At 72.6% G+C, this 16,587-nt stretch carries 13 protein-coding genes; 11 read left to right on the top strand and 2 right to left on the bottom strand.

What is annotated here, in order from left to right; all coding sequences use genetic code 11:
* The first annotated feature begins 14 nt into the window (after positions 1-14).
* From ACN27G_RS35380 to ACN27G_RS35405, 6 genes are all read left to right on the top strand, one after another.
* Positions 15-1,625: an ABC transporter ATP-binding protein gene (locus ACN27G_RS35380; RefSeq protein ID WP_421497592.1), complete on the top strand. Its 1,611-nt coding sequence runs from the start codon at positions 15-17 to the stop codon at positions 1,623-1,625.
* On the top strand, positions 1,622-3,103 hold the full coding sequence (locus ACN27G_RS35385; protein WP_421496966.1) for an ABC transporter permease: 1,482 nt from the start codon (positions 1,622-1,624) through the stop codon (positions 3,101-3,103). The genes ACN27G_RS35380 and ACN27G_RS35385 overlap by 4 nt, the downstream gene beginning before the upstream one ends.
* A gap of 6 nt (positions 3,104-3,109) precedes the next feature.
* Positions 3,110-4,387, top strand: coding sequence for an ABC transporter permease (locus tag ACN27G_RS35390; protein ID WP_421496967.1), 1,278 nt, complete (start codon positions 3,110-3,112; stop codon positions 4,385-4,387).
* Between the two features lie 30 nt (positions 4,388-4,417).
* Positions 4,418-5,122, top strand: a complete 705-nt coding sequence (locus ACN27G_RS35395) for a cytidine deaminase (RefSeq protein WP_421497593.1) — start codon at positions 4,418-4,420, stop codon at positions 5,120-5,122.
* A 58-nt stretch (positions 5,123-5,180) separates the two neighbouring features.
* On the top strand, positions 5,181-6,461 hold the full coding sequence (locus tag ACN27G_RS35400; RefSeq protein ID WP_421496968.1) for a thymidine phosphorylase: 1,281 nt from the start codon (positions 5,181-5,183) through the stop codon (positions 6,459-6,461).
* 154 nt (positions 6,462-6,615) lie between these two features.
* A complete protein-coding gene (locus ACN27G_RS35405) occupies positions 6,616-7,296 on the top strand; it encodes a DUF4272 domain-containing protein (protein WP_421496969.1) in 681 nt (226 codons plus the stop codon).
* A 56-nt stretch (positions 7,297-7,352) separates the two neighbouring features.
* Here ACN27G_RS35405 and ACN27G_RS35410 read toward each other — a convergent pair whose 3' ends face one another.
* On the bottom strand, positions 7,353-8,213 hold the full coding sequence (locus ACN27G_RS35410) for a putative RNA methyltransferase (RefSeq protein ID WP_421496970.1): 861 nt from the start codon (positions 8,211-8,213) through the stop codon (positions 7,353-7,355).
* Positions 8,214-8,282: 69 nt separating this feature from the next.
* Between ACN27G_RS35410 and ACN27G_RS35415 the strand changes: the two genes are divergently transcribed.
* From ACN27G_RS35415 to ACN27G_RS35435, 5 genes are all read left to right on the top strand, one after another.
* The gene (locus tag ACN27G_RS35415) at positions 8,283-9,362 is read left to right on the top strand and encodes an adenosine deaminase (protein WP_421496971.1); all 1,080 of its coding nucleotides are present in this window, start codon (positions 8,283-8,285) and stop codon (positions 9,360-9,362) included.
* 601 nt (positions 9,363-9,963) lie between these two features.
* A complete protein-coding gene (locus ACN27G_RS35420) occupies positions 9,964-13,326 on the top strand; it encodes a nitrate- and nitrite sensing domain-containing protein (RefSeq protein ID WP_421496972.1) in 3,363 nt (1,120 codons plus the stop codon).
* Positions 13,323-13,727, top strand: coding sequence for a roadblock/LC7 domain-containing protein (locus ACN27G_RS35425; RefSeq protein ID WP_421496973.1), 405 nt, complete (start codon positions 13,323-13,325; stop codon positions 13,725-13,727). Before ACN27G_RS35420 ends, ACN27G_RS35425 begins: the two co-directional genes overlap by 4 nt.
* A 108-nt stretch (positions 13,728-13,835) precedes the next feature.
* Complete coding sequence (locus tag ACN27G_RS35430; protein ID WP_101371820.1) at positions 13,836-14,213, top strand: DUF742 domain-containing protein; 378 nt, start codon at positions 13,836-13,838, stop codon at positions 14,211-14,213.
* Between the two features lies 1 nt (position 14,214).
* A complete protein-coding gene (locus ACN27G_RS35435; RefSeq protein ID WP_421496974.1) occupies positions 14,215-14,802 on the top strand; it encodes a GTP-binding protein in 588 nt (195 codons plus the stop codon).
* Between the two features lie 312 nt (positions 14,803-15,114).
* Here the strand turns inward: ACN27G_RS35435 and ACN27G_RS35440 are convergent, their stop codons facing one another.
* Positions 15,115-16,347, bottom strand: coding sequence for an ABC transporter substrate-binding protein (locus ACN27G_RS35440; protein ID WP_421496975.1), 1,233 nt, complete (start codon positions 16,345-16,347; stop codon positions 15,115-15,117).
* Positions 16,348-16,587 lie beyond the last annotated feature (240 nt).

A 16,587-nucleotide genomic window follows, 5' to 3' on the forward strand; every position in this document is an offset into this window, starting at 1 on the left:
TCGCCAACGACCACATCGACCTGACGGTGGAGCCCGGAGAGATCCACGCGCTGCTCGGTGAGAACGGCGCGGGCAAGTCCACCCTGATGAACGTCCTGTACGGCCTGCTCCAGCCCGACGAGGGCGAGATCCTGGTCGACGGCAGTCCGCTGAAGGTCAGGGGGCCCGGCGACGCGATCGCCGCCGGGATCGGCATGGTGCACCAGCACTTCATGCTCGTACCGGTCTTCACCGTCGCCGAGAACGTGATGCTCGGTGCCGAGAAGGTCCGGGGCGGCATCGTCGGCCTGCTCGACCGGCGGCGGGCCCGCCGCCAGGTGGCCGAGGTCTCCACCCGCTACAACCTGCGGGTCGACCCGGACGCGGTGGTCGAGAACCTGCCGGTCGGCGTGCAGCAGCGGGTGGAGATCCTCAAGGCGCTGACCCGGGACGTCGACCTGCTCATCCTGGACGAGCCGACCGCCGTGCTGACCCCGCAGGAGACCGAGGAACTGCTCGGGATCATGCGGTCGCTCAAGGAGTCCGGCAAGTCGATCGTGTTCATCACGCACAAGCTCAAAGAGGTCAAGGCGATCGCCGACCGGATCACGGTGATCCGGCGCGGCCGGACCGTCGGCACCGCGAGCCCGGCCGCGAGCGAGGACGAGCTGGCCGCGTTGATGGTCGGGCGTACGGTCAGCCTGACGGTGCAGAAGCGCGCCGCCACGCCGGGCGACCCGGTGCTGGAGGTCGACGGACTGGTCGTCGACGACGACCGCGCGGTGCGGGCCGTCGACGGTGTCGACCTGACCGTCCGGGCCGGCGAGGTGCTCGGCATCGCGGGTGTGCAGGGCAACGGGCAGACCGAGCTGATCGAGGCCCTGATGGGGCTCCGCCCGGTGCTGCGCGGCTCGGTACGCCTGGCCGGCCAGCGCGTCGACGGCTGGCCGACCAAGCGGGTGCTGCGGGCCGGCGTCGGCTACGTCCCCGAGGACCGCAGCGTCGACGGGCTGGTCAAGGAGTTCAGCGTCGCCGAGAACCTGGTATTGGACATGTACGACCGGCCGCCCTTCGGCTCCGGCCTGGTGCTCCGGCCGGACGCGATCACCGCCTCGGCCCGGGAACGGATCCCGGAGTTCGACGTGCGCACCTCCTCGGCCGAGGCCTCCGTCGGCACGCTCTCCGGCGGCAACCAGCAGAAGGTGATCATCGCCCGGGAGATGTCCCGGCCGCTCAAGCTCTTCGTCGCCGCCCAGCCGACCCGGGGGGTGGACGTCGGCTCGATCGAGTTCATCCACCGCCGGATCGTGCACGAGCGGGACATCGGCACCGCCGTCCTGCTGGTCTCCAGCGAGCTGGACGAGGTGATCGGGCTCGCCGACCGGATCGCGGTGATGTACCGGGGCCGGATCCTCGGCGTGGTCGGGCCGGGGACCCCGCGCGAGGAGATCGGCCTGCTGATGGCCGGCATCACCGCGCCCGGAGCCGAGTCCGCGTCCGGAGCCGTGCCCGGAGCCGAGTCCGCGCCTGGAGCCGAGTCCGCGTCCGGAGCCGAGGCCGGGTCCGACAGCGCCACCACGACCGTCACCCCGGACGGGCCGGCCGAGCCGACCCCCGACGTCCCCGGTAGCGAGGAAGCTCGATGACCGACGGCAACACTCCCGCGTCGCCGGAGCGGCCCGACACCGGGCCGGCGGAGAAGCCCGACGCCGCGTCGCCGGAGAAGAGCCCGGTCGGGAAGCGGCCGGGCCGGGAGACGACGAGCACCGGGCCGGGTGACCCGGCCAGCCCGACGGCGGCCGGCGGTGGTGCCGGGCCGGCCGGCGCCACGGCGGGCGACGACGGCGGTGGCTCCGGCGGTGGCTCCGGCGGCGGCGGAGGGCTGGCCGATCGCGGCGGCGGCGGTGCGGCACTGCTCCGGAGTTTCGTGCAGAACCTCTGGTCGGCCAACACCGTCACGGTCACCGTGCTGGCCATCGTGCTGGCCACGCTGATCGGCGCCGTGCTGATCATCGTCTCCGACCCGGACGTGCTGGCCACCTGGGGCTACTTCACCGCCCAGCCCTCCGACGCGCTCGACGCGAGCTGGTCGGTGGTCAGCGAGGCGTACGCGAACCTCTTCAAGGGCGCGGTCGTCGACCCGGCGGCGGTGCGGGCCTGGGCGGACGGCACCGGCGGCTGGCAGCCGGTCTTCGCGCCGATCTCGGAGACGCTTACCTACACCGCCCCGCTGGTCTTCACCGGGCTGGCGGTCTCGCTCGCCTTCCGGGGCGGCCTGTTCAACATCGGCGCACAGGGGCAGGCCACCATCGGGGTGATCCTGGCCGCGCTCGCCGGCTTCCTGCTGCCGCTGCCGCCGGTGCTGCACCTGATCGTCGCCGTGCTGGCCGGCGCGCTGGGCGGGGCGATCTGGGGATTCGTCCCCGGCTTCCTCAAGGCGCGCACCGGCGCGCACGAGGTGATCACCACGATCATGCTCAACTACGTCTCGTTCTCCTTCCTGGCCTGGATCATCGTGCAGAACGGGATCCACGATCCGGACCGGACCGACGCGATCAGCCGGCCGGTGGACGGCTCCGCCCAACTGCCCCGGCTGCTCGGCAGCGACCTGCGGGTGCACCTCGGCATCGTGCTGGCCGTCGCCGTCACCTGGGCGGTCGGCTGGCTGCTCAACCGCTCCACCTTCGGCTTCGAGCTGCGCGCGGTCGGCGCCAACCCGGACGCGGCGCGGACCGCCGGCATCGGCGTCGGCCGGACGTACGTCCTGGTGATGGTGATCGCCGGGGCGCTCTCCGGGCTGGGCGGTGCCAACATGGTGCTCGGCACCACCGCCACCGCGCTCACCCCGCTGGTGGTCGCCCAGATCGGCTTCGACGGCATCCTGGTGGCGCTGCTCGGCCGGGTGAAGCCGTGGGGTGTCGCGCTGGCCGCCCTGCTCTTCGGGGCGCTCCAGGCCGGCGGCAACCGGATGCAGTCGTACGCCAGCATCTCGCTGGAACTGGTCACCGTGTTGCAGGCGCTGATCGTCATCTTCATCGCCGCACCGGCACTGGTGAAGGCGATCTTCGGGCTCCGGGCCGCCCGGGCCGCCCGGTTGTCCACGAGCATGGCGAAGGGCTGGTAGGCGTACATGTCGACAATGGCTGTCGAGGACGTCGCCGTCGCGGTGCGTCCGGGCTTCTGGACCCGGGAACGCCGGGTCGGTGCCGGTGCCCTGCCGCTCGGGCTGCTCGCGGCGGCCCTCTTCGGTGCGCTGGCCACCGGGGCGGACGCGCGGTTCACCCTGAGCGAGGACGCGGGCGGGGCGGCGCTGGCCGTCGACGGCACCCTCGGGGCGATCGTCTTCGGGCTGGTCGCGGCGGCGGCCGGCGCCGCGCTGCTGGCCGGGCCGGCGAAGCGCTGGTTCACCCCGCTGCTCGGCGTGGCGGTGGTCGGCGTGGTGCTCTCCTTCCTCTGCTGGCAGGTGTCGGCGGCGCCGGCCGGGCAGAACTTCATGCCGCTGGTCAACATCGTCCGGGGCACCTTCATCCTGGCCCTGCCGCTGATCTTCGGTGCCCTGGCCGGGGTGCTCTGCGAGCGCTCCGGCGTGGTGAACGTGGCGATCGAGGGCCAGCTGCTGATGGGCGCCTTCGCCGGTGCCCTGGTCGGCACCATCGCGGCGAGCGCCTGGGTCGGGCTGATCGCGGCGGCGCTGGGCGGCGCGCTGGTCTCGCTGCTGCTGGCGATCTTCACGATCCGCTACCTGGTCGACCAGGTGGTGATGGGGATCGTGCTGAACCTCTTCGCGGTCGGGCTGACCGGCTTCCTCTACGAGCGGCTGATGCAGCCGGAGGCGACGAAGTACAACCAGCCGCCGAGGTTCGAGGCGTGGCCGATCCCGGTGCTGTCGGAGATCCCGGTGATCGGGCCGGCGTTGTTCCGGGGCAACATCTTCCTCTACCTGGCGCTGATCCTGGTGCTGGTGGTCCACGTGGCGCTGTTCCGCACCCGGTGGGGGCTGCGGACCCGCTCGGTCGGCGAGCATCCCACCGCCGCCGACACCCTCGGGGTGAAGGTGCTGGGGCTGCGCTACCGCAACGTGCTGCTGGCCGGCATGGTCGCCGGGGTGGGTGGTGCGTCGTACACGCTGGCGCTCTACACCTTCAGCAAGAACATGATCGGTGGCAAGGGCTTCATCGCGCTGGCCGCGCTGATCTTCGGACGGTGGAGCCCGACGGGCGCACTGCTGGCGGCGCTCTTCTTCGGCTTCGCCGACCAGCTCGGCACCTATCTGGGCGCCATCGACAGCAGCATCCCCAGCGAGTTCCTGGCGATGCTGCCCTACCTCGCCACCCTGCTGGCCGTCGCCGGCCTGGTCGGCAGGGTACGCGCGCCGGCCGCCGACGGTAAGCCCTACATCAAGGGCTGACCAGCGGCGGGGCAGGATGGGAGGGTGGCGATGGAGATTGACTGGGCGAAGCTGCGGGCTGCCGCGACCGACGTGATGCGGCACGCGTACGCGCCCTACTCGAACTTTCCGGTCGGTGCGGCGGCGCTTGTCGACGACGGCCGGATCGTGGTCGGCTGCAACGTCGAGAACGCCGGTTACGGGGTGGCGCTCTGCGCCGAGTGCGGGGTGGTGTCGGCGCTGCACGCCTCCGGCGGCGGGCGGCTGGTGGCGCTCTCCTGCGTGGGGGCGACCGGCGAGCCGCTGATGCCGTGCGGGCGGTGCCGGCAGCTGCTCTGGGAGAACGGCGGCCCGGAGTGCCTGGTCGAGGCGGATCCGGTGCCGCTGCGGATGGCGGAGCTGCTGCCGCACGCGTTCGGGGTGGAGGACCTGGAGGCGATCGCGGCGTCGGTGAAGGTGCCGCCGGTGCCGGAGGAGCTGGCCGCGTGGCGGGGGCGGGGCACCGTCTTCGTGCACCCCGACCTGTCGGGCGGGCAGCGGGTCTGGACGGGTTACTGGGAGCGGGCCGCCGGAGACTCGGCCGGGGCGCAGACCGGCGTGCTGGAGGAGGCGCCGAGCTGGGACGACCCGGACGAGGCGGTGACCTGGGGGCTGGCCCGTACCCCCCGGGTGGTGGTGGTCGACGCGGACGGCGCGATGTTCTGGGCGGGCGAGGGGGAGCCGCCGGTCGAGATCCCCCGACGCTGGGGTTCCTGATCCGTCAGGTTGTGCCGCGCGGGAGGCCGGGATGCGACAGGAGACGTGAGGAAGAGTTGTGGGCGGGTTCGCTGCGGTTGACGTGATCCGGGCCAAGCGGGACGGTGTGACGCTCTCGGACGAGCAGATCGACTGGGTGGTCGACGCGTACACCCGGGGGACGGTCGCCGACGAGCAGATGTCGGCGCTGGCCATGGCGATCCTGCTGCGCGGCATGACGGCCGGCGAGATCGCCCGCTGGACGGCCGCGATGATCGCCAGCGGCGAGCGGCTGGACCTCTCGGGGGTACGCCGGCCTACCGTGGACAAGCACTCCACGGGTGGCGTCGGCGACAAGATCACGCTGCCGTTGACCCCGCTGGTGGCGGCGTGCGGTGCCGCCGTACCGCAGCTCTCCGGGCGCGGGCTGGGGCACACCGGGGGGACGCTGGACAAGCTGGAGTCGATCCCGGGCTGGCGGGCGACCCTGGGCAACGACGAGTTCATCGCGCAACTGGGCGAGGTGGGCGCGGTGATCTGCGCGGCGGGTGAGCGGCTGGCGCCGGCCGACCGGAAGCTGTACGCCCTGCGCGACGTCACCGGCACCGTGGAGGCCATCCCGCTGATCGCCAGCTCGATCATGAGCAAGAAGATCGCCGAGGGCACCGGGGCGCTGGTGCTGGACGTGAAGGTCGGCTCCGGCGCCTTCATGAGGTCGGAGGCGGACGCCCGGGAGCTGGCCCGGACCATGGTCGAGCTGGGCGGCGCGCACGGGGTGCGGACGGTCGCACTGCTGACGGAGATGTCGACGCCGCTGGGGCTGGCGGTCGGAAACGCGGTCGAGGTGGCCGAGTCGCGGGAGGTGCTGGCCGGTGGCGGGCCGGCCGACGTGGTGGAGCTGACCGTGCGGCTGGCCCGGGAGATGCTGGCGGCGGCGGGGCTGCCGGACGCCGACCCGGAGGCGGCACTGCGGGACGGCCGGGCCATGGACGTCTGGCGGGCGATGATCCGGGCCCAGGGCGGGAATCCGGAGGCGCCGCTGCCGGCCGCCCCGGAGGTGGAGGTGGTCCGGGCGGAGCGGGACGGGTACGTCGGCGGCGTCGACGCGTACGGGATCGGGGTGGCGGCGTGGCGGCTCGGCGCGGGACGGGCCCGCAAGGAGGACCCGGTCAGTGCCGGCGCCGGGGTGCTGCTGCACCGGAAGCCGGGAGATCCGGTCCGCGCCGGTGACCCACTCTGCGAACTCCGGGCCGACGACCCGGCGCGGATCCCGGCGGCCCGGGCGGACGCCGTGGCCGCGGTGTCGATCTCGGACCGGCCGCCGGTCGCGACGCCGCTGGTCATCGACCGGATCGGCTGAGCGGCGGCGGTGGGCGCGGCGGGCATGGTGTGAGCGTCCCCGAGCCGCTATCCTCGCTCGCCGGGGGACCACGGAGTCCGGTTCGGCGTCGACCCGGGCGTCACCGGTGCCGGAGGCACGCCCGACCGGTGCCGACGCGACAGGAAACAACACTGTGAGCGTTCTCGTTCCCGACCCGCAGGCGGTCCGCGCCTCGAACGTGGCCGAGCTGGAACGGTTGGGGCTGCCCCTGCCGCCGGAGCAGTTTCCGTTGGTCTGGGAGCCGGGCGACACGGTCGAGCTGCGACCCACCGCCGAGATCGAGGCCCGCACCGCCGTACTGCACCTGGTGCTGGCGCGCTGCTTCGGCATGCCGCCGCAGGAGGGGATGAGCTGGCTGCTCGGCTCGCACCTGGTGGAGCGGGTGACAGCGCCGGAGTGGCAGTTCGTGATCGGCAGCCGGGGCGACCACCGGTCCTTCGTCCTGCACCACGACGCCGTCTTCGCCCTGGCCTGGGTGCTCGGGCTGAGCCGGCATCTCGATCCGACCGAGCCCAGCGACGAGCGGCTGATGGAGCGGCTGCCGGACCTGGCGGCGGGGGAGACCTTCGCGCAGTGGCGCTCCCGCACCCTGGCGGCACCCCGGGACGCGGCGGAGGTGGCGGCCGTACTCGACTTCTACTACTGCCTGGACTGGGGCTACCTGGAGGCGGAGCAGGAGGGGCTGCACCTGCCCGGGATGATCGACAGCAACGCGATCGGGCAGCGGCGGTGGGCGCTGGAGTGGTCGGTGGTGTTCCGGGGGCCGTTCCACGACCCGCCGGCCGGCTGGGAGGAGGTCGACCTCTCGACCTGAGCAGGGGCGCCGATCCACCCGCGGGATGCATCCCGTGCGGACGGGGTGCGGGCCGGTCAGGTGGGGTGGTGGGCGGTGGCCTGGACGGCGACGGTGACGGTGGTCGGCCGGGAGAGGCGGGCTATCCGCCGGTCGAGGTCGGCGGGGTCGGTGTGCCAGGCGCTCGGGCCCATCCCGACCAGGGTGCGGAGCTCGGCGTGGTCGAGCCGGAGCGTGCTCCGGTGTGTCGCGGTCACGCCCCGGCTGAAGTGCCCGGCCAGGCTGCCGGCGAGCCGTGCCTCCTTGGCCGGGTCGACCCGGAGCAGGCCGAGCAGGTCGACCAGTTCACCGAGGTGGTCGGCGGCGGGCGTGACCACCAGCAGGGCGCCGTCGCGGCGGAGCACCCGGTGGAACTCCGGGCCGTTGCGGGGCGCGAAGACGTTCAGCAGCAGCCCGGCGGCGCCGTCGGCGAGCGGCAGGCCGCGCCAGGTGTCGCAGAGCGCGGCGCCGGCCCGGGGATGGGCCCGGGCGGCCCGGCGCAGCGCCGGCTTGGAGACGTCCAGGGCCAGCCCGGCGGCGGCGGGCAGGGCGTCCAGCACCGCGGCGAGGTGCCGGCCGGTGCCGGCCCCGGCGTCCACCACCAGTTCCGGGTACGCCTCCGGCCCGTCTCCGGCGACCGTCCTGGCCAGGTCGGCGAGGGCGGTCGAGATCAGGTCGTAGTGGCCGGCGCGGAGGAACTCGTCCCGGGCGGCCACCATCGCCGGGCTGTCCCCGGAGTGCGTGGCCCGACCGGCGGTCAGGTTCACGTACCCCTGCCGGGCCAGGTCGAAGCTGTGCCCGGCCGGGCAGCGCAGCGCGACCACGGCGGCGGGTGGTACGGCGGCCAGCGGCCGGCCGCAGACCGGGCAGCGGAGCCGCCGCAGGACCTCGGGAGGCACCCGGCCACGATACGTCGATGCCTGGTGGGCCCGTCCGGGGCGGGGTGGCCGGGCCACTAGGGTCGGTGCATGGCGGCAATCGGCTACGACGAGATCGTCCGGGTTCCCAAGGCGTTGCTGCACGACCATCTCGACGGCGGGCTGCGCCCGGCGACGATCGTCGAGCTCGCCGGGGCGGTGGGGCACCGGCTGCCGACCACGGATCCGGCGGAGCTCGGCCGGTGGTTCGTCGAGGCGGCCGACTCCGGGTCGCTGGAGCGCTACCTGGAGACCTTCGCGCACACCGTGGCGGTGATGCAGACGGCGGAGGGGCTGCGCCGGGTGGCCGCCGAGTGCGCCCTCGACCTCGCCGCCGACGGCGTGGTCTACGCGGAGGTCCGGTTCGCGCCGGAGCAGCACCTGGAGCGCGGTCTCGATCTCGACGGCGTGGTGGAGGCGGTGCTGGCCGGCTTCGCCGAGGGCGCGGCCGGGGCGGCGGCGGCCGGGCGGCCGATCCGGATCGGCACGCTGCTGACCGCGATGCGGCACGCCGCCCGGTCCCAGGAGATCGCCGAGCTGGCCGTCCGGCACCGGGACACCGGCGTGGTGGGCTTCGACATCGCCGGTGCCGAGGCGGGCTTTCCGCCGACCCGGCACCTGGACGCCTTCGAATACCTGCAACGGGAGAACTTCCACTTCACCATCCATGCCGGCGAGGCGTTCGGGCTGCCGTCGATCTGGCAGGCGATCCAGTGGTGCGGGGCGGACCGGCTCGGGCACGGCGTACGGATCGTCGACGACATCACCCCCGGCGACGACCGGCCGGTGCTGGGGCGGCTGGCCGCGTACGTGCGGGACAAGCGCATCCCGCTCGAACTCTGCCCCTCCTCCAACGTGCAGACCGGTGCGGCGTCGTCGATCGCGAAGCACCCGATCGGGCTGCTGCGGGACCTGCGGTTCCGGGTCACCGTCAACACCGACAACCGGCTGATGAGCGGCACCTCCATGTCCCGGGAGATGGCGCTGCTGGTCGAGGCGTTCGACTACGGCTACCCGGAGTTGCAGTGGTTCACCATCAACGCGATGAAGAGCGCCTTCATCCCGTTCGACGAGCGGCTCGCCATCATCAACGAGGTGATCAAACCGGCGTACGCCGCGTTGCTGCCCTGAGACGTACCCGGGGTCGGTGCTGGTCCGTCCGTCGGGTGTCGCCGGGTGGGCATGGCGCTGAGCAGGGGCGATTCCGACGATTTCCTCGGCCGGTGTCTCTTTCGGTCGGCAAAACTGCCGGGCCGGTCAGTCCGACTGTCCGGCCGGCCATCCGCTGTCCGCACGAACCGCGTAATCCGGCACTTCGACCTTGCCGGAGCGGACCGGTCGGGCAATGGTTTCTCCGCCCCGGAAGTGCCAGGCTCCCCGATGGGACCGGAGCCGCGCACAGCGGCCCGACGCGGGGGCGTAGGGTTTCCCGTGCCGGTAACGTTCGATATGTTGCGGTGCGGGTTCCGGTTCGGGCCGAGTGGTGACCTTCCGGCTTCGGAGGGTCGATGGCAGTAGAGCATGGACAGGATGCGTGACTACCCTGGGTAACGCCAGAAAGACAGACTGCTGTCGAACCGCCGGGACATCCTGATGCGCTTTCAATCGGTGACAACCTGGGCTTTCTTCTTGAGTAGCGGCGTGATGGAATCTCGGAGGTCCGACCCGCCCGGGTCGGTCGATCAGCGGTGCCCTGGGCCATTGGCCGGGTACTGGATGGGAAGGCGGTGACGTGAGCAAGCGGCCGAAGACAGCAAGCCCGATCCTGTCGCGTCTCCGCTGGCCGGTCGCCGGCCGGCTGCGCGACATGCCGATCTGGTCGAAGCTGGGGCTGATCATGATCGCGCCGACCATCGCGGTCGTCGTGGTCGGCACGACCAGCATCGTCGACCACATGGAGACGTTGGACGACGCGAACCGGGCGCACACCCTGGCGACGCTCGCCCAGGCCTCCGGAGGGCTGGTGCACGAGCTCCAGGACGAGCGGGCGGGCGCGGTGCTGCTGCTCGGCTCGCGTAACGACGCGGACCGGAAGACCAATCGCGAGGCCTACAGCAAGGTGCACCCCGAGGTCGACAGGGCCAAGGTGCCGTACTCCGAGCGCCGGGCGCAGCTCGACGAACTGCCGGGCAACTTCGCCGCCCTGCTCGGCCAGATCGACCAGGGGCTGGCCGACCTGCCGGGGATCCGCAGCCAGGTCATCAACTCCAAGTTGAAGCTGACCGACGCGGCGCAGTCCTACGAGGGCCTGATCAACGACCTGCTGAACATCCGGGACCTCGCCTCGCAGCTCGCCGGCGACTCCTCGCTGAGCGACCGGATGCGCGCCGCCGCCGCCAACGCGCGCGGCAAGGAGTTCCTGTCGATGCGCCGGGTCGTGGTGCACCGCGCGCTCATCGACAACCGGCTCACCGCGGCGCTGCAGACCGACTACATCGCCACCGAGACCGGTCAGCAGCAGGCGTTGCAGACCTTCAAGGCGATCGCCACCGGTCCCGAGTCCGCCTTCTACGACGAGACGGTCACCGGCGCCGACGTGCGTGAGGTCGACAGCTACGGCGGCTGGATCCGGGGCCGGACGGACGAGAGCATGTCCGACGCCCCGTTCGACGCCGAGGACTGGGACTCCGCGATGGTCGGCAACGCCGAGCTGATCCGCGCGGTGGAGGGCAGGCTCGACTCCGACGTGCTGGCCGAGGCCAGCGTGCTCCGCGACGACGTGCAGCGCCAGGTCTTCCTGGAGACCGGCCTGCTGCTCAGCATGCTGCTGCTGGCGGTGCTCTTCGCCTACCTGGTGGCCCGCTCGATGGCCCGCTCGCTGCGCGAGCTGCGGCACGGCGCGCTCTCCATCGCCCAGTACGGTCTGCCGCACGCGGTGTCCCGGCTGCGTGACCCGCAGGTGATGGGACAGATGTCACCGGTGCAGGCCGCCAACCAGATCGCCGAGCCGCTGCCCGTGCGGAGCAAGGACGAGTTCGGCCAGGTCACCGAGGCGTTCAACGCGGTCCACCTGGAGGCGGTCCGGACCGCGGCCGAGCAGGCCGCACTGCGTGCCTCGGTCGCGACGATGTTCGTCAACCTGGCCCGCCGCTCGCAGATCCTGGTCGACCGGCTCATCGGTCACCTGGACCGGCTGGAGCGGGGCGAGGAGGACCCGGACCGGCTGGCCGAGCTCTTCCAGCTCGACCACCTGGCCACCCGGATGCGGCGCAACGACGAGAACCTGCTGGTGCTCGCCGGTGCCGACTCGACCCGGGTGCAGCGCGAGCCGGCGGCACTGATCGACGTGCTGCGGGCCGCGCAGTCCGAGGTCGAGCACTACACCCGGATCGAGTTCGGCACGGTCGACCGGGACATCGAGGTCCAGGCCGCCGCCGTCAACGACCTGGTGCACCTGGTCGCCGAGCTCTTCGACAACGCCACGGCCTTCTCGCCGCCGGACTCGCAGGTGATGGTGGAGGCCCGCCGGGTGGGTGACCGCGCGACCCTCTTCGTCGAGGACCGGGGCATCGGCATCACCGCCGAGCAGTTGCAGGACCTCAACGAACGGCTCGCCACACCGCCCGCGGTCGACGTGACCGTCTCCCGGATGATGGGCCTGGTCGTGGTCGCCCGGCTGGCGTCCCGGCACGGTGTGATCGTCGAACTGCGACCCGGTCACGACCGCGGCACCGTCGCCGACGTCACGCTGCCCGCCTCGATGCTGATCCCCCGGGCGCTCTCCGGTCGGCCGCAGCAGCCGGGTGGCCGGCCGGTCGCGCCGGGTCCGGAGCCGTCCGCCCGGCCGACGCTCGGCGCCCCGCTCGCGCTGGAGAGCGGTCCGGCGATGCCGCCCGCCCCGCGGTTCGGCGACCGCGACACCGCGCCGCACGGTCGGCCGTACGACCGGCCCTACGAGCCGGCGATGAACGGCGGCGGGCATGCCGACGGTCCGCCGGCGGGCCGGCCCCGGGACATGCCGGCCTGGGGCGACCTGACCGGCGCCCGGACGGCACGCAACGGCAACGATTCGTTCACGCCACGGGTCCCCAACGGGCACGGCGGCGAGCCGCTGCCCCAGCGGCGGGCGAGCGAGCCGGATCCGTCGGGTCTCTCGCCGAACGAGACCACGATGTCGGGGTTCATCCCACGGCAGCGCCCGGTCACGCCGGAGCCGCAGCCGAACGGGCTGACCGCACTGCCGCCGGTCTCCGCGCCGCCGGTTCCGCCGGTCTCCGCCCCGCCGGTCTCCGCGCCACCGTTCGGCCTGACTCCGCCGCAGGCGCCGCCGCCGGTCGCGCCGCCCCCCGTTCCGGCGGGCAACGCGCCGCCGGCCTGGCCACCGGTGAACACGCCGGACCGGGAGGCCAGCGCGCCACCCGTGCCGGAACGCCTGGCCGCGGCGCTGGACATGACCGCCGAGCTGCCCCGGATGGCTCGGACCTCCGCCGCGGAGGCGGCGAACGCGGCGGAGAGCCGGCCGAAGTTCGCCGACGAGACCATGGAACTGCCGATTTTCCGGGAGCTGGAGTCGGCCTGGTTCCGGACCCGCCGGAAGCCCGAGGAGACCGGCGGTCAACCCCAGAGAGCCGGCTCGGCCACCCAGCCGGCCGGCCAGGCCGTCGCGGTGGACACCGCCGTCCCCGGCATGGGCCAGAGCACATCCGTATCGACAGGCAACGCGGCGACGATGCGCCCGCAGCCCGGTGGCCAGCAGCCGGGGAACGGGCCGGTCACCAACGGCACCGGCCGACCCGATGCGTCGGCGGGCGGCTGGCGTACGGCCGCCGACGACGGTTGGCGGGCAGCCATGGCGGCCACGACGGCCGCCGGCGCCCCCGAGGGGCAGACCACCCAGACCGGGCTGCCCAAGCGGGTGCCGATGGCCCAGTTGGTGCCCGGAGCCGTGGAGAAGCCGACCACTTCGGTGCAGCGTCGCACTCCTGAGGGGGTGCGCGGGCTGCTGTCCGCGTACCACCGTGGGGTTCAGCGTGGCCGCACGAACCCGACGGACGACCAGTCGACCAGCCCGGAGGCGACTCCGGCAGGGCAGCAATCCCCGCAGGCCGAGGTGGGCCCCACGACCGCAGGCGGCCAGAAGGAGCATGAAGGATGACATCTACCCAGGATCTCGGTTGGCTGTTGGCCAACTTCGCCGATCGTGTTCCCGGCGTCGCCCACGCGATCGCCGTCTCGGCGGACGGCCTGCTCCTGGCGTCGTCACGGGACCTCCCGCGCGACCGGGCGGACCAACTCGCCGCGATCGCGTCCGGCCTCGTCAGTCTCACCCAGGGGGCGGCACGCTGCTTCGAGGGTGGGGCGGTGTTGCAGACGGTGGTCGAGATGGACAATGGTTTCCTGTTCCTCATGTCAATCTCGGACGGCTCGTCCTTTGCGGTCCTCGCCGCCCGCAGTTCCGACGTCGGGCAGGTCGGATATGAGATGGCACTGCTGGTGGACCGGGTGGGCGACGCGCTGACGCCGCAGCCCCGGGCCGCGGCGGGGATGCTGAGCTAGGTGGTACCCCGGCCGGTGTGGTTCGCCGGCCGGTGCGACGACAATGGAACAATGACGAACTCCAGGCTTTGAGCCTCGGATACGGCGAGAAGGAGGTGAACGGCGATGATGGCCGAACGCGACGAGCCGACGGGCGCTCTGGTGCGGCCTTACGCCGTCACCCGTGGTCGTACCCGGCCGAGGCTCGACATCGCCCTGGAGGCGCTCGTCGAGACGACGGTGCGCGGTCGGTCCGCCGGTAACGGCAATGGCGGCCAGGGCCGGGAGCATCAATACATCGCCGCGCTGTGTGACGGTCGGCTGCAGTCGCTCGCGGAGATCGCGGCGCGGATGCAGTTACCGCTCGGAGTGGCTCGGGTCCTGATCGCCGACATGGCCGCTGATGGCCTGGTGGCGGTGCACGAACCGACAATCCTGGACGACTCGAACGACGCGGTGGGCACTGAACTGCTGGAGAGGGTGCTGAGTGGACTTCGCAGGCTCTGACATGTCGCACCGCCCAACGGCCGGGCGCGTGACATCGGCGAAGATCGTCATCGCCGGTGGCTTTGGCGTCGGCAAGACGACACTGGTCGGATCGGTCTCGGAGATCACGCCGTTGACCACCGAGGCGATCATGACTTCGGCGGGCGTGGGTGTCGGTGACACCCGCCAGGTGCCGGGCAAGACGACCACCACGGTCGCCATGGACTTCGGTCGTATCTCGATCGACCGGGATCTCATCCTTTACCTGTTCGGCACTCCGGGCCAGACGCGGTTCTGGTTCATGTGGGACGAACTGGTGCGAGGGGCGATCGGGGCGGTGGTCCTGGTGGACACCCGTCGGTTGGCCGACTGCTTCGCGGCCATCGACTTCTTCGAGCACCGGCGGCTGCCGTACCTCGTGGCGATCAACTGCTTCGACGGGATGCAGTACCACGACCCGCAGGATGTGCGGGACGCGCTGGCGATCTCGAACGAGGTGCCGGTCGTCGCCTGCGACGCCCGGAACCGGGAGTCGACGAAGCACGTGCTGATCTCGCTTGTCGAGTACGTGCTCACCATGCGGCGTTCGCGCGCCGTCGCCCCGGCCTGACCGGCGCGGTACGCCGCTCGTCGGGAGGCCCGGCCGTCGGGTCGGTGCCGTCGTGCCCGACGAGGCCGTCCGGCCCGTGCCGGGGCGACGCTCGCCCGTGGGCCGGTGACGACCGCGCGCGGCGCGGCGCACCTGCGGCGATGATGCGTTCCTTTCGTGGTGACGCGCCGTCCTCGGCCGGTGACCCGCGATGCCCGGTGCGCCCCCGCAGCCGATCGCTGCGCCGGTCGCTCGACGGACGGACTGCCGCGGACGGGTTGCGGCGAACGTGACGTGGCTCGCGGGACACCGCGAACGTGACTCGCGGGACGGTCAGGAGACCCGGCTCCAGGCCCCGGAGATGACCGTGAAGACCCCGAGCGAGTCCGGTTCCATCCCGCCGTGCCGGATCGGTGCGAACGAGTACGCCCCGGCGATCCCGTCGGTGATCTGATTGCCCAGGTAGGCGCGGAGCCGTCCCCGGTCGACGCTCTTGCCGAGCCGGGCGGCGTTGACGACGAGCCGGAGCGCGTCCGACGCGTACGGCGCGAACCCGCTGAACGAGCCGTGCAGGTGGATGTAGCGGTAGATGAAGTCCCGCCGGTCCAGCCCAGCCGGGGTGGTGTTCGTCAACGACGAGCTGCCGAGTGAGCTGGGATGCACCGCGTAGGCGCCCTCAACCGCCGGTGCGTTCGTCTCCGAGAGGGTGTCCTCGGCGACGGCGCCGGAGTCGAAGAAGAGCCTGCCCTCGTAGCCGATCCGCCGCAGCGCCCGGGCCGCGGTGCCGGAGAAGGGGGCCGTGCCCCAGATGATGACGGCTTCGGGCTCCGCGTCGACCACCTTGCGGGCCGCCGGGCGGAAGTCGGCGTTCTCGGCCCGCGGCAGCCGGGCGGACCTGACCAGCTCGACGTCCGCGGCCTTCAGGGCCGCTGTGACGGCCCGTAGGCCCGAATCACCGTGCCCGCCCGTGGTGACCAGCAGGCCGACCCGTTCGAGGCCCTGGGAGCGAATCAGCGGGGCCAGCGTGCGGGCGACGTCGCGGGAGTCGGGCGTGAGCTTGAAGATGTACGTCCGCTGCGCCAGCGGCACGGTGAGGTTGTCGGCGGAGGCGAAGGAGATGAACGGCACCTGCTGCTGCTGTGCGATGGGGATGATCGCGAGCGACGTCTCGGCAAGGCAGCCGCCGATCAGCGCGTGCACGTTCTCCCGGGTGGCCAGCTCGGTCGCGTGCTGGGCGGCGAGCCGTGGTTCGCTCGCGTTGTCCCGGACGACCAGCCGGATGGTGCGGCGCAGGTTGCCGACCGGTACGCCCTGCTCGTTGAACTTGTCGGCGGTGATCCTGAGGGCGCGTTCCTGGAGGACTCCCAGGGCCTGGCCGGCGCCGGTCAGTTCGAGACTGGCGCCGACGACCAGCTCCGTCGAGCCTGGCCCGCGCGGTCCGGCGCCGCCCTCGTCGTCCCGCCCGCAGGCGGCGAGCAGGCTGGTGGCCGCCGCCGCCAGGAGCCCCCGGCGGGTCAGGGTCCACGCCTCGCTCAGGGTCCACGCCTCGACTGCCGGTCCGGCCATCGTTGCCACCCTCCATGCGCTGGTCGTAGGTGTCGCCCACGGTCCCGGGTATGTTGCGGCAACCGGCAGATGTCGTCAACACCACCGGGTGTGGCGAGAAACACCAGGTGGACCGAGGTATGAGGCTGAGTGACCAGTCAGTCGGCCGGGTCTGGCCGTACGGCCCGCCGGGCAGCGTCGACCGGCGGACCGAGCCGTGGCGAAGGGTGTCCAGCCGGGTACGCGCAGCCGCCGTCGGCT

Origin of the sequence: Plantactinospora sp. WMMB334 (assembly GCF_049179095.1) — a bacterium.
Taxonomy (GTDB): Bacteria; Actinomycetota; Actinomycetes; order Mycobacteriales; family Micromonosporaceae; genus Plantactinospora.

Coding starts and splice junctions, on each gene's coding strand:
- ACN27G_RS35385 (WP_421496966.1), top strand. CDS start 1,622: ATGACCGACGGCAACACTCCCGCGTCGCCGGAGCGGCCCGACACCGGG.
- ACN27G_RS35390 (WP_421496967.1), top strand. CDS start 3,110: ATGTCGACAATGGCTGTCGAGGACGTCGCCGTCGCGGTGCGTCCGGGC.
- ACN27G_RS35395 (WP_421497593.1), top strand. CDS start 4,418: ATGGAGATTGACTGGGCGAAGCTGCGGGCTGCCGCGACCGACGTGATG.
- ACN27G_RS35415 (WP_421496971.1), top strand. CDS start 8,283: ATGGCGGCAATCGGCTACGACGAGATCGTCCGGGTTCCCAAGGCGTTG.
- ACN27G_RS35425 (WP_421496973.1), top strand. CDS start 13,323: ATGACATCTACCCAGGATCTCGGTTGGCTGTTGGCCAACTTCGCCGAT.
- ACN27G_RS35430 (WP_101371820.1), top strand. CDS start 13,836: ATGGCCGAACGCGACGAGCCGACGGGCGCTCTGGTGCGGCCTTACGCC.
- ACN27G_RS35435 (WP_421496974.1), top strand. CDS start 14,215: ATGTCGCACCGCCCAACGGCCGGGCGCGTGACATCGGCGAAGATCGTC.
- ACN27G_RS35440 (WP_421496975.1), bottom strand. CDS start 16,347: ATGGCCGGACCGGCAGTCGAGGCGTGGACCCTGAGCGAGGCGTGGACC.